The following is an 11,361-nucleotide window of genomic DNA, read 5'->3' on the forward strand; positions in this document are numbered from 1 at the left end:
GCGCCGCCGTCCGGCCGCGACCGCTCGAAAGGCACTGCCATGTCCACTGAGAACCCCCGACCCGAGAAGTCCCTTCCTGAGAATCCCGGCACCGAGAATTCCGGCCCCGAGGACCTCGGCTTCGAGCTGAAGAAGAAGCGCCGCTGGCCCTGGATCGCCGGTGCCGCCGTCGTCGTGGTCGGCGTCGGCGCGCTCGTCGCCGTGCCGCTGCTGTCGCCCGCCGTCTCGGCGAACGAGCAGGAGGGCGCGACCCTCTACGTCGCGACCGCCGAGGGCAACGCGTCGGAGCAGGCGCTCGTGAACTTCGTGGCGGAGGAGGTGGCGCCGCGCTACGGCATCACGGTCGCCTTCAAGGGCCTCTCGGACAGCAACACGATCAACCGCGCCGTCAGCGAGGGCGAGGTCGCCGCGACGGTCTACCAGCACAAGCTCTGGCTCGGCCAGGTGCTCGAGGCCAACCCCGACTTCGAGGAGGAGGCGGCCACGCCCGTCTTCCGCTGGGGCTTCGGCCTCTGGAGCGACAAGTACGGCGACGTCTTCGAGATCCCCGACGGCGGCACGATCTCGCTCTACTCCGACCCGGCGAACGAGGCCCAGGGCCTCTGGCTGCTGCAGTCGGCCGGCCTGATCACGCTGAAGGAGGGCACGGAGCCCGGCACCGCGACCCAGGACGACATCGCCTCGAACCCGAAGAACCTGCAGTTCACGCTGCTCGACTTCGCCGCCCAGTCCCGCGCCCTGCCCGACCTCGACGCGGCCGTCGGCTACACCGAGTACTACCTCGCCGCCGACATCCCGATCGAGAAGCAGATCTTCGCGCCCCAGGCCCCCGACGACTTCGCCGGTCAGCTCACCATCGGCTCGAAGTACAGGGACACCGCCAACATCGAGAAGCTCGTCGCCGCCTTCCAGGACCCGGCCGTGCAGGAGTTCCTCGCCACCGACGAGACGGTGAAGGGCATCCTGCTGCCGATCGAGGGCTGACCGGGCGGATCCGCGAGGGGGTGCGGCCGCGGTCCTCCGCACGACATCAGCTGAGAGCCGGTCTCATCGCTGAGGGGAGATGAGACCGTCGCCCAGCTGATGTTCTGCGCGAGCCCCGCGCCGCCGCCCCTGCCGCCTCCGCGCCTTCGGCACGTGGAACCACCCCCGGCACGCCGAAACCTGCAGATCCCGCGAGCCGGAGCAGGAATCGCGAGCCGAAGGTCGACCCACCGGCCACACCCCGAACCTCCGGCACGCGAAACCACCTCCGGCACGCTCGAAACCGCAGATCCCGCGAGCCCGAGTCGAAACCACGAGCCGACGGTCGCCCGACGGCCACTCCGGCACGTCCGGCACGCGAATCCACCTTCGGCACGCCAGAACCGGCTGATCCTGCGAGCCCGAGCCGGATCCACGAGCCGGACGCGACTCCCCGGGCAACCGACCGCCCGATACCGCCGCCGCGGGAACACGGAGGCCGCCGCCCGCGTTGGCTCTCTCATGACCGTTCCCCTCTCGATCCTCGACCTCGCCCCCATCGCGCCCGGAGAGACCGCGCGCGACAGCTTCGCCGCCTCCGTCGCTCTGGCGCAGCAGGCCGAGCGGAGCGGATACCGGCGGGTCTGGTACGCCGAGCACCACAACATGGCCTCGATCGCGTCGAGCGCCACCTCGGTGCTGATCGCTCACGTCGCCTCGCAGACCTCGACCATCCGCCTCGGCTCCGGCGGCGTCATGCTGCCCAACCACTCCCCGCTGACCATCGCGGAGCAGTTCGGCACCCTCGAGACCCTGCACCCGGGCCGCATCGATCTCGGCCTCGGCCGCGCCCCCGGCAGCGACCAGGCCACCTTCCGCGCCCTGCGCCGCGAGCACGACTCCTCGGAGCGCTTCCCGCAGGACGTCCTCGAGCTGCAGGGCTTCCTCGCCGGCGAGTCCCGCATCCCCGGCGTCAGCGCGACGCCCGGCGCCGGCACCCGCGTCCCCCTCTACATCCTCGGCTCGTCGCTCTTCGGCGCCCAGCTGGCCGCCGCCCTCGGCCTGCCGTACGCCTTCGCCTCGCACTTCGCGCCGGACGCGCTGCACCAGGCCGTCGCCGAGTACCGCCGCGGCTTCCGCCCCTCGGAGCAGCTCGACGCCCCCTACGTGATCGCCGGAGTGAACGCCATCGCCGCCGACAGCGAGGAGGACGCCCAGGAGCAGTTCGCGCAGATGAAGCGCGCGCGCCTGATGATGCTCCTGCGCCAGAGCGGCCAGATCCCCGTCGACCAGCAGTTCTCCGAGGAGGAGCTCGACCACCTGCTGACCGCCCCCGTCGGCGCGCACGTCGCGAGCATGACCCACTACACCGGCGTCGGCACCGGCGAGCAGGTCGCCGACTACGTGGCCGAGTTCGCGCGCTCGGCGGAGGCCGACGAGGTCATCGTCGCCCACGCCTCGCTCGCGACGCCCGCCCGCCTGCGCTCGGTCGCGCTGCTCGCGGCGCACTCGCTCGTCGCCGCGTAGCCCGCGGAGGTCCTGCCGACCCGCGTCCGATCTGCAGGCGATCCTGCCGACTACGCGCTGACGCCCACCCGGCAGCCGCTCCCGATGCCGGATCGCCTGCACACAGACCGCCACCCACCCGACGAGCAGCCCCTAGGTCCGATCTGCAGGTGATCCCGCCCACAACGCGCTGACGCCCACCCGGCAGCCGCTCCCGGTACAAGATCACCTGCACAACGGACCACAGCGCGCACGGCGGGCGGGACCCGGTCCGATCTGCAGGTGATCGCGCGTGGAACGTGTTGAAGCCCGCTCGGCACGCGCGCCCCGTGCCGGATCGCCTGCACAGCGGACGTCACCCTGCACAGCGGACGTCACGCCTGCACAACGGACGTCACCCTGCACAGCGGACCGGCGGCCGTCGAATCGGCGCCACGCGGAATGACCGTGCCCCGCCGGAGGTTGCACGGGTGGGCTCCGACACGCCCGATGGAGGCTCCCGTGCAGATCGTGGACTGGCTGTTCGACGCGCAGATCGTGATCGGCGACCAGACGGTGCTCTGGCGCGAGGTCATCGGCAACGTCTTCGGCCTGCTGAGCGCCCTCGGCGGCATGCGGCGCAAGGTCTGGGCGTGGCCCGTCGGCCTCGTCGGCAACGCGCTGCTCTTCACCGTCTTCATGGGCGCGCTGTTCGACACCCCGAACCCGGTGAACCTGCTCGGCCAGGCCGGCCGCCAGATCATGTTCATCATCGTCAGCATCTACGGCTGGTACCGCTGGACGCACCGCCCCAGCGACGCGACGACGCTGATCTCGCCGCGCTGGGCCTCCTGGCGCACGCGCGGGCTGCTGGTGCTCGGCATGGTCGGCGGCACCGCGATCCTCACCCCGGTCTTCCGCGCGCTCGGCTCCTACGAGCCGGTCTGGAGCGACGCCTGGATCTTCGTCGGCTCGCTGCTCGCCACCTACGGCATGGCCAAGGGCTGGGTCGAGTTCTGGCTGATCTGGGTCGCCGTCGACATCGTCGGCGTCCCGCTGCTCTTCTCGGCCGGCTACTACGCCTCCGGCCTGATGTACGTCTTCTACGGCGCGTTCACCCTGCTCGGCTTCTTCGTCTGGATGAAGGAGGGGCGCCGCCCCTCGGCCGCCCCGGTCACCGTCGGCTGACCCGCCGCCTCGCCGCCGCGATCCGTCACGAACGGCCGCCCGACTCGCGGCGGATACCGCCGTTCCTGACGGATCGATGGCGCCCGGCGTCGCGAATCCAAGACGGAGGGAGTTGGATCGACGGATGAGGACGACGATGACTCCCCCGACCGCCTTCGTCCTCGCCGCGCTGTGGGCGGCCCTCGCCGCCTGGGGCGCCGCGATCGGCAGCACCCCCTTCCTGATCGGCGGCCTCGTCATGGCCGTCGCCTTCGCCGCGCTCGGCGTCGTCCTGCGCCGCCGGGCCCGCCGCTGACCGCGGAAGCACATGCTGGTCGAGTAGCCGCGGAACGCGGCGTATCGAGACCCGCCGTTCTCACCAGGGCGGGTCTGCAGACTCACCTGCTGACGGCGTCGGATCTCGATACGCCCGCTCCGCGGGCTACTCGATCAACATGGGAGGGCCGCTCGGTCAGCAGGCGAGCGACCGCGCTCAGCCATGCTGGTCGAGTAGCCGCGGAACGCGGCGTATCGAGACCCACACCGTTCGGACGGCGGATCTCGATACGCCCGCTCCGCCGGCTGCTCGATCAGCATGCGGCCGCGAGCACCGCATCAGTGGCCGCGCGCGATCCACGCCTCGCGGTCGGGCTTCTCGGTGCCGATCGTCGTCGTCGGGCCGTGCCCCGTGCGGACGACCGTGTCGTCCGGCAGGGTCAGCAGCCGATCGGTGATCGAGTCGATGATGGTCGGGAAGGAGCTGTAGGAGCGGCCGGTCGCGCCCGGTCCGCCCTGGAAGAGCGTGTCGCCGGTGAAGACCGTGCCCAGCTCGGCGGCGACGAAGCAGACGGCGCCGGGCGTGTGCCCCGGCGTGTGCCGCACCTCCAGCTCGGTGCCGCCGACGCTGATCCGCTGGCCGTCCTCGAGCACGCCACTGGGCGCGGAGTCGGGGTAGTACGCGTCCCAGAGCACGCGGTCGCCCTCGTGCAGCAGCACCGGCACGTCGACGGACTCCAGCAGCGCGGCAACCGCGTCGATGTGGTCGGTGTGCGCGTGCGTGAGCAGCACCGCGCGCAGCGTGCGGTCGCCGACGGCCGCGAGGATGGCCTCCGCGTCGTGGGCCGCGTCGATGACGACGCACTCGGAGTCGTCGCCGACGATCCAGACGTTGTTGTCCACGTCCCAGGTCCCGCCGTCGAGGGCGAAGGTGCCACTGGTGACGAGGTGGTCGATGCGGGCGCCCATCAGAGCACCACCACCGAGCGGAGCACGTCGCCGCCGGCCATCGTGGTGAAGGCCTGCTCGATGTCGCGGATGCCGATCCGCTCGGTCACGAACTCGTCCAGCGGCAGCCGGCCCTGCAGGTACAGGTCGGTCAGCATCGGGAAGTCGCGCTCGGGCAGGCAGTCGCCGTACCAGCTCGACTTGAGCGAGCCGCCGCGGCCGAAGACGTCGAGCAGCGGGATCTCGAGGGTCATCTCGGGCGTGGGCACGCCGACCAGCACGACGGTGCCGGCCAGGTCGCGGGCGTAGAACGCCTGGCGCCAGGTCTCGGGGCGGCCGACGGCGTCGATCACGACGTCGGCGCCGAAGCCGTCGGTCAGCGCCTGCACGGCGGCGACCACTCCGGCCTCGTCGAGTCCGCTGGAGTCGATCGCGTGGGTGGCGCCGAGCTCCTCGGCCTTGATCAGCTTCTTCGGGTCGCGGTCGATCGCGATGATCGTGCTCGCGCCGGCCAGCTTCGCGCCGACGACCGCCGCGGTGCCGACTCCGCCGCAGCCGATGACGGCCACGGAGTCGCCGCGGGTGACGTTGCCGGTGTTCATCGCGGCACCGAGGCCCGCCATGATGCCGCAGCCGAGCAGGCCGACGGCGGCGGGGTCGGCGTCCGGGTCGACCTTCGTGCACTGCTTGGCGTGCACGAGCGTCTTCTCGGCGAAGGCGCCGATGCCCAGCGCGGGGCTGAGCTCGGTGCCGTCCGTGAGGGTCATCTTCTGCGTCGCGTTGAAGGTGTTGAAGCAGTACCAGGGCTCCGCGCGGACGCAGGCGCGGCACTCGCCGCAGACGGCCCGCCAGTTGAGCACGACGAAGTCGCCGACCGCGACGTGGGTGACGCCCTCGCCGATCGCGCTGACCCGCCCCGCGGCCTCGTGGCCGAGCAGGAACGGGAAGTCGTCGCTGATCCCGCCCTCGCGGTAGTGGTAGTCGGTGTGGCAGACACCGCAGGTCTCGATGTCGACGACGGCCTCGCCGGGTCCGGGATCGGGGACGACGATGTCGACGAGCTCGACGGGAGCCCCCTTCGACCGGGCGATGACGCCGCTCACAGTGGTGGGCATGGGGGCTCCTTCGGGCGGGGGCGGGTGGTGCGGGGATCCGCTCCACAGTACCGAGCGGCGCCTGCGCGGGGGCCGTCGGCGGGGTGCGGGCGGACGCGCGGATCCGGCGCCGACGTCCCACCTCCAAAAGTTGTCGTACTCGACCGCCCGGTACGACAACTCCTGCGCAGTGGATCGCGCGGATATCATTAGTAATCGATGTAAGGGTTGACGAAGCCGCACGGAGGGCTCAGGGTGACCGTGCGGGCGCTCACCGACGAGGGTCCGCGGAGAGGACCACCATGACTCGACGGGGAGTCACCACCCGCGCATCCCGCGCCCGCCGCAGCCCGCTGCGCCGCACCCTCCTGGCCGCCGCCCTCGGGGCCGCGCTGCTCGCACCGCTGGTCACGCCGTCGCCCGACGCGGCGCAGGCGTTCCCGGCGACGTCGAAGGCCGCCGTCCTGCAGTACCTGCAGTCGATCACCGGGACGAGCATCGTCTCGGGCCAGCACAACAAGGAGCCGGCGAGCTCCCCCGCGCAGTACACGCAGCAGGTGAAGGACATCACCGGGCAGTACCCGGGCCTGTGGGGCGGCGATCTGTTCTTCACCGCCGCCGACGCCGCGAACCGCCAGCGCGTCGTCGACCAGGCGAAGACGGAGTGGGCCAACGGCTCGCTGGTCACCCTCGCCTGGCACGCGTGCCCGCCGACCGGGCCGAGCACCTGCGCGTTCGACGGCGGCGTGAAGAGCCGCATCAGCGATGCGCAGTTCCAGCAGATCGTCACCGGCGGCACGGCGCTCAACACGACCTGGAAGCAGCGGATGAGCGAGGTCGTCCCGTACCTGCGGCAGCTGAAGGACGCCGGCGTTCCCGTGCTGTTCCGGCCGTTCCACGAGATGAACGAGACCTGGAACTGGTGGGGCGGCCGCTCCGGCGCGAACGGCGGCGCGAAGATCTACCAGCAGATGCGCGACTACTTCGACTCGCAGGGCCTGACCAACCTGATCTGGGTCTGGAACGTGCAGGACAACCCCGCGGGCGGCTGGGCGGGCTACTACCCGGGCGCGGACTACGTCGACGTCGTGTCGCTGGACGTCTGGTACAAGGGCTTCCCGAGCTCCGGCGACTACCAGCAGCTGCAGTCGATCGCCGGCTCGAAGCCGATCGCGATCGCCGAGATGGGGAAGGTGCCGGACGCGTCGCTGCTGCAGAGCCAGACGCGCTGGTCGTACTTCATGATCTGGTCGGAGCAGCTGCGCGGCAGCAACACGAACGCCGCCATCCAGAGCGCCTACTTCCACCCCCGCGTCCTCAACCAGGGCGAGCTGACGCTCCCCTGACCCTGCGGCTTCGGCGATCCGTCAGGAACGGCCGCCTCCCGCGCGAAGCGGGAGCCGTCCGTGACGGATCGCCGGGGCCGGGGCCGGGGCCGGGGCCGGGGCCGGGGCCGGGGCCGGGAGTAGGGTCCTGCGCATGAGTGCTGCGGACGAGAGCGGGCCGTTCTTCCACGGGACGAAGGCGGATCTGCGGGTCGGCGATCGGCTGGTGGCGGGGCGGCGCTCGAACTACCGGCCCGAGGTCGTGATGAACCACGTGTACTTCACGGCGCTGCCGGACGGCGCGGGGCTCGCGGCCGAGCTCGCGCCCGGCGACGCGGAGCCACGGGTCTACGAGGTGGAGCCGACCGGGCCGTTCGAGGACGACCCGAACGTGACGGACAAGAAGTTCCCGGGGAATCCGACGCGCTCGTACCGCAGCGTCGAGCCGCTCCGCGTCGTCCGCGAGGTGCACGACTGGACGCGGCTGACTCCGGAGGCGCTGCAGGCCTGGCGCACGCGCCTCGCCGAGCTCCGCGACGACCCGCGCGGCGAGATCCTGAACTGAGCGGCCCGCTCCGCGGTCGCCAGGGACCGCGGCGCGGGCCGACCGGTCGGTGCATTCATGCTGGTCGAGTAGCCGGCCGGAGGCCGGCGTATCGAGACCCACCCCCGTCAGCAGATGGGTCTGCAGACCATGGTCCTGACAACGGTGGATCTCGATACGCCCGCTCCGCGTGCTACTCGATCAGCATGAGTGGCCCGCTCCACGGGCTACTCGATCAGCATGAGGGGCCCGCGGCGCGGGATCGGCAGTCAGCAAGCACCCCGGCGCGGGCCGACCGGTCGGGCGGGCGTTCATGCTGGTCGAGTAGCCGGCCGAAGGCCGGCGTATCGAGACCCACCCCGTCAGCAGGTGGGTCTGCAGGCGCTGGTCCTGACGCCCGTGGATCTCGATACGCCCGCTCCGCGGGCTACTCGATCAGCATGAGGGGCCCGCGGTGCGGGCTGCTCGGTCAGCAGGTCGGCGGCAGCTCCGCGGCTGCTCGATCAGCGGGGGCGCGGGCCGTCAGGACGCCGCCGTCATGCGGGCGTAGCGGCCGCCGGCGGCCAGCAGCTCCTCGTGGGTGCCCTGCTCGAGGATGCGGCCGGCGTCGAGGACGACGATGCGGTCGGCCGAGCGGACGGTGCTCAGGCGGTGCGCGACGATCAGGGTCGTCCGGCCGGCGCGCAGCCGCTCGAGGGCGCCGCGCACCTCGGCCTCGGCGCGCGGGTCGAGGGCGGCGGTCGCCTCGTCGAGGATCAGCAGCCGCGGGTCGCGGATCAGCGCGCGGGCGATGGCGAGCCGCTGGCGCTGGCCGCCGGAGAGCTGCGCGCCGCGCTCGCCGACCGTCGTGTCCCAGCCGTCGGGGAGCTCCAGGACGAAGCCGGCGTTCGCCGCCCGCAGCGCCGCCTCGAGCCGGTCGTCGCCCGACTCCCCGGGGGCGGGCTCCGCGACGCCGTAGAGGATGTTGTCGCGGATGCTCCCGCGGAACAGCACCGACTCCTGCGGCACCACCGAGACGAAGCGCCGCACCGTGCGCATGTCGAGGGTCGCGATGTCGCGGCCGTCGAGCAGGACCCGGCCCGCCGAGGGGCGCAGGAAGCCGAGCGCGAGCCGGGTCAGCGTCGACTTCCCCGAGCCGGAGGCGCCGACGAGCGCCACCGTCTCGCCGGCGGCGACGTGCAGGCTCACGTCCAAGAGCACCGGCCGCTCGCCGTAGGAGAAGGAGACGTCCTCGAAGGCGAGGCTCCCCTCCAGCGCGTCGACGACGGCGCGGCCCTCGTTCCACTCCACGTCGGGGTCGGTGAGGACGCCGGCGATGGAGCGCTGCGAGGCGAGGCCGCGGGTGATCAGGGGCGCGGTCTGGAAGGCGCCGGTGATCGCCCCGGTCAGCAGGGCGAAGTACGAGCTGAGCAGCACCACCTCGCCGACGGTGATCGGGAGGGCGCCGGTCGCGCTCGCCCACGCCGCGGCGAAGAGCGAGCCCAGGGTGATCACCTGGTAGCTGCTCCAAGACAGCGCGCCGAAGCGCCCGTTCAGCCGGTCGAGCCGGGTGCCCGCCCGCTCGACCCGGTGCGCGGCCTCGACGACCCGCCGCACGGAGACCTGCTCCAGTCCGTGCGCACGGGTGACCTCCTGGAGCGAGGACATCTCGCCGACGGCCGAGGACATGGTCTCGACGTCGAGGCGGAAGGTCTCGTTGCTCGCGGCGGTGCGCGAGCGCAGCCAGAGGATCAGCCCGGCGGCGAGCGGCAGGGTCAGCGCCAGCACGGGCAGGAACTGGGGCACCCGCACCGCCGTCGCGACGCCGGCGCCGACGAGGATCACCAGCGCGTTGAGCAGCGGGCCGAACGCCTGCTGCAGCATCAGCTCCAGGTTCTCCACGTCGCGCACGATCTTGGTCTGGACCACCGACGCGCTGCCGCGGGAGTGGTAGCCGAACGACAGCAGCTGCAGCCGCACCGCCAGCGCCTCGCGCAGCCGGGCGCCCATCGAGCGCACGGAGGAGGAGAACAGCCGCACGAAGACGCCGTTCGCGGCGATGTTGACGACGATCGTCGCTGCGCCCGCGGCGGCGGGAGCGAGGAGCGCCTCGGGCGGGTCGCCGGCGACCAGGGCGTCGACGACGGCCGCGGTCACGAGCGGGAGGATCCACAGCGGGCTGTCCTTGACCGCGAACGCGAGCGCGGCGACGACCAGGCGGCCGCGCGAGGGGCGGAGGGCCGAGCGGAGCGGGTGCTCGGCGTCGATCGCCGGTGCGGCGGTCACCGGGAGCCGGGCCGGGAGTGCGTGCGGGCGGATCTCGAGACGCCGGCTGCGCCGGCTGCTCGATCAGCATGAAGTGGGCGCTCATCGGCGGCATGGAGCGGGCGCTCAGCGGCAGCCGTCTCTGCGGGGGTGGATCTCGAGACGCCGGCTGCGCCGGCTACTCGATCAGCATGGAGCTCGCTGGCGTGCGCTGCATGCTGGTCGAGTAGGCCGCCGGAGGCGGGCGTATCGAGACCCTCACCCCCGCCCGGCGCCGACCCGTCGAGACCCGCCCGCTCAGCGGAGCCGCCGAGCAGGCCCGGCAGGTGCACCAGGGCCGCCGCGCCGATCAGCGGGCCGGCGCCGCCGAGGCCGGAGGCGCGGATCGACAGGCCGCGGGCGTAGTCGAAGACCGCGCGCTCGCAGGCCGCCTCGCGCACCAGGTCGAGGTACGACGCCGTGACCGCCGAGAAGCCGCCGCCGACGGCGAAGTCGCGGACGTCGAGCAGCGTCGCCACGTCGGCGATCGCCGTGCCGACCGCCGCCGCCGAGCGCGCCACCGCGGCGAGCGCCGCCGGATCGCCGGCCGCGGCCGCCCGCGCCAGGTCCTCGCCGGTCGTCCCCGCGAAGCCGCGGCGCCGCGCCCAGGCGACGCTGCTGGGTCCGGAGGCGATGCTCTCCAGCGTCCCGTCGCTCCCCTCCTCCGGGTCCGCGTCGCCGACGTGGATCTGCCCGATGTGCCCGGCGTTCCCGGAGCGGCCCGCGACCGCGCGGCCGTCGAGCACGACGCCGCCGCCGACTCCCGTCGACACCACCAGGCTCACCGAGGACGCGGCGCCGCGGTTGGCGCCCACCCAGTGCTCGGCGAGCGCGATGCAGGTGCCGTCGAGCCGCAGGGCGACAGGCCGGCCGGGCAGCAGCCGCTCGACGACCGCGCGCAGGGCGAACCCGTGCAGCAGCGGCAGGTTCTTCGGCCGGATGCGCCCCTCGGCGAGGTCGAGCGGGCCGGCGGATCCGACCCCCGCGCCGACGACCGAGCCCGCACCCGCAGCGGCGAGCGCCTCCACGACGCACCCCTCCACGGCCGCGCCGAACTCCGCCGGGGTCAGCGCCGGCCCGGTCGGCCGCCGGCTGCGCGAGCCCGGCACGAGCACTCCGTCGGCGCGCACGAGCGCCGCCTCGATCTTGGTGCCGCCGACGTCGACGGCGAGCGCGAGCTGCGGGGTCATCTCTTCCTCCGGAAGGGTGTGGGCGATGCGGGTCGTGGGCGGCGCGGGTCGCGAACGGCGCGGAGGAGCCGACCGGGAGGCGTGCG

Annotated in this window: 10 protein-coding genes; 6 read left to right on the forward strand and 4 right to left on the reverse strand. The window is 72.9% G+C overall.

The window, feature by feature from the left end:
- The first annotated feature begins 39 nt into the window (after window positions 1-39).
- The 4 genes from MT353_RS14300 to MT353_RS14315 all read left to right on the forward strand — a co-directional run bounded on the left by MT353_RS14300 (window position 40) and on the right by MT353_RS14315 (window position 3,931).
- Window positions 40-984 carry a MetQ/NlpA family ABC transporter substrate-binding protein gene (locus MT353_RS14300; RefSeq protein ID WP_243624920.1) on the forward strand — a complete coding sequence of 315 codons (945 nt, stop codon included), beginning with the start codon at window positions 40-42 and terminating at the stop codon, window positions 982-984.
- Between the two features lie 501 nt (window positions 985-1,485).
- Window positions 1,486-2,490 carry an LLM class flavin-dependent oxidoreductase gene (locus MT353_RS14305; protein ID WP_123706173.1) on the forward strand — a complete coding sequence of 335 codons (1,005 nt, stop codon included), beginning with the start codon at window positions 1,486-1,488 and terminating at the stop codon, window positions 2,488-2,490.
- Window positions 2,491-2,970: 480 nt separating this feature from the next.
- A complete protein-coding gene (gene pnuC / locus MT353_RS14310; RefSeq protein ID WP_127887959.1) occupies window positions 2,971-3,636 on the forward strand; it encodes a nicotinamide riboside transporter PnuC in 666 nt (221 codons plus the stop codon).
- 136 nt (window positions 3,637-3,772) lie between these two features.
- Window positions 3,773-3,931: a hypothetical protein gene (locus tag MT353_RS14315; RefSeq protein WP_165909111.1), complete on the forward strand. Its 159-nt coding sequence runs from the start codon at window positions 3,773-3,775 to the stop codon at window positions 3,929-3,931.
- A 299-nt stretch (window positions 3,932-4,230) separates the two neighbouring features.
- On the opposite strand, the gene MT353_RS14320 is transcribed toward MT353_RS14315, so the two are convergent.
- Both MT353_RS14320 and MT353_RS14325 read right to left on the reverse strand, forming a co-directional pair.
- Complete coding sequence (locus MT353_RS14320) at window positions 4,231-4,860, reverse strand: MBL fold metallo-hydrolase (RefSeq protein WP_243624922.1); 630 nt, start codon at window positions 4,858-4,860, stop codon at window positions 4,231-4,233.
- Window positions 4,860-5,954, reverse strand: a complete 1,095-nt coding sequence (locus MT353_RS14325) for an S-(hydroxymethyl)mycothiol dehydrogenase (protein WP_243624923.1) — start codon at window positions 5,952-5,954, stop codon at window positions 4,860-4,862. The genes MT353_RS14320 and MT353_RS14325 overlap by 1 nt, the downstream gene beginning before the upstream one ends.
- Before the next feature lie 281 nt (window positions 5,955-6,235).
- On the opposite strand from MT353_RS14325, the gene MT353_RS14330 reads away from it, so the two are divergent.
- Window positions 6,236-7,279 (forward strand): glycoside hydrolase family 26 protein, encoded by a 1,044-nt coding sequence (locus MT353_RS14330; protein ID WP_243624924.1) that lies wholly within the window; start codon window positions 6,236-6,238, stop codon window positions 7,277-7,279.
- A 133-nt stretch (window positions 7,280-7,412) separates the two neighbouring features.
- A complete protein-coding gene (arr, locus tag MT353_RS14335) occupies window positions 7,413-7,823 on the forward strand; it encodes an NAD(+)--rifampin ADP-ribosyltransferase (protein ID WP_243624925.1) in 411 nt (136 codons plus the stop codon).
- Between the two features lie 501 nt (window positions 7,824-8,324).
- Here the strand turns inward: arr and MT353_RS14340 are convergent.
- Window positions 8,325-10,067, reverse strand: coding sequence for an ABC transporter ATP-binding protein (locus MT353_RS14340; protein WP_243624926.1), 1,743 nt, complete (start codon window positions 10,065-10,067; stop codon window positions 8,325-8,327).
- A complete protein-coding gene (locus MT353_RS14345) occupies window positions 10,064-11,275 on the reverse strand; it encodes an ROK family protein (protein ID WP_243624927.1) in 1,212 nt (403 codons plus the stop codon). Before MT353_RS14345 ends, MT353_RS14340 begins: the two co-directional genes overlap by 4 nt.
- Between the last annotated feature and the right edge of the window lie 86 nt (window positions 11,276-11,361).

Source organism: Rathayibacter sp. VKM Ac-2927 (assembly GCF_022815525.1).
Classification (GTDB): Bacteria; Actinomycetota; Actinomycetes; order Actinomycetales; family Microbacteriaceae; genus Rathayibacter; species Rathayibacter festucae.

Bases quoted from the DNA above. Each gene is read 5' to 3' on its own strand.
- MT353_RS14300 (WP_243624920.1), top strand. From the start codon at position 40: ATGTCCACTGAGAACCCCCGACCCGAGAAGTCCCTTCCTGAGAATCCC.
- MT353_RS14305 (WP_123706173.1), top strand. From the start codon at position 1,486: ATGACCGTTCCCCTCTCGATCCTCGACCTCGCCCCCATCGCGCCCGGA.
- MT353_RS14315 (WP_165909111.1), top strand. From the start codon at position 3,773: ATGACTCCCCCGACCGCCTTCGTCCTCGCCGCGCTGTGGGCGGCCCTC.
- MT353_RS14320 (WP_243624922.1), bottom strand. From the start codon at position 4,860: ATGGGCGCCCGCATCGACCACCTCGTCACCAGTGGCACCTTCGCCCTC.
- MT353_RS14325 (WP_243624923.1), bottom strand. From the start codon at position 5,954: ATGCCCACCACTGTGAGCGGCGTCATCGCCCGGTCGAAGGGGGCTCCC.
- MT353_RS14330 (WP_243624924.1), top strand. From the start codon at position 6,236: ATGACTCGACGGGGAGTCACCACCCGCGCATCCCGCGCCCGCCGCAGC.
- arr (WP_243624925.1), top strand. From the start codon at position 7,413: ATGAGTGCTGCGGACGAGAGCGGGCCGTTCTTCCACGGGACGAAGGCG.
- MT353_RS14345 (WP_243624927.1), bottom strand. From the start codon at position 11,275: ATGACCCCGCAGCTCGCGCTCGCCGTCGACGTCGGCGGCACCAAGATC.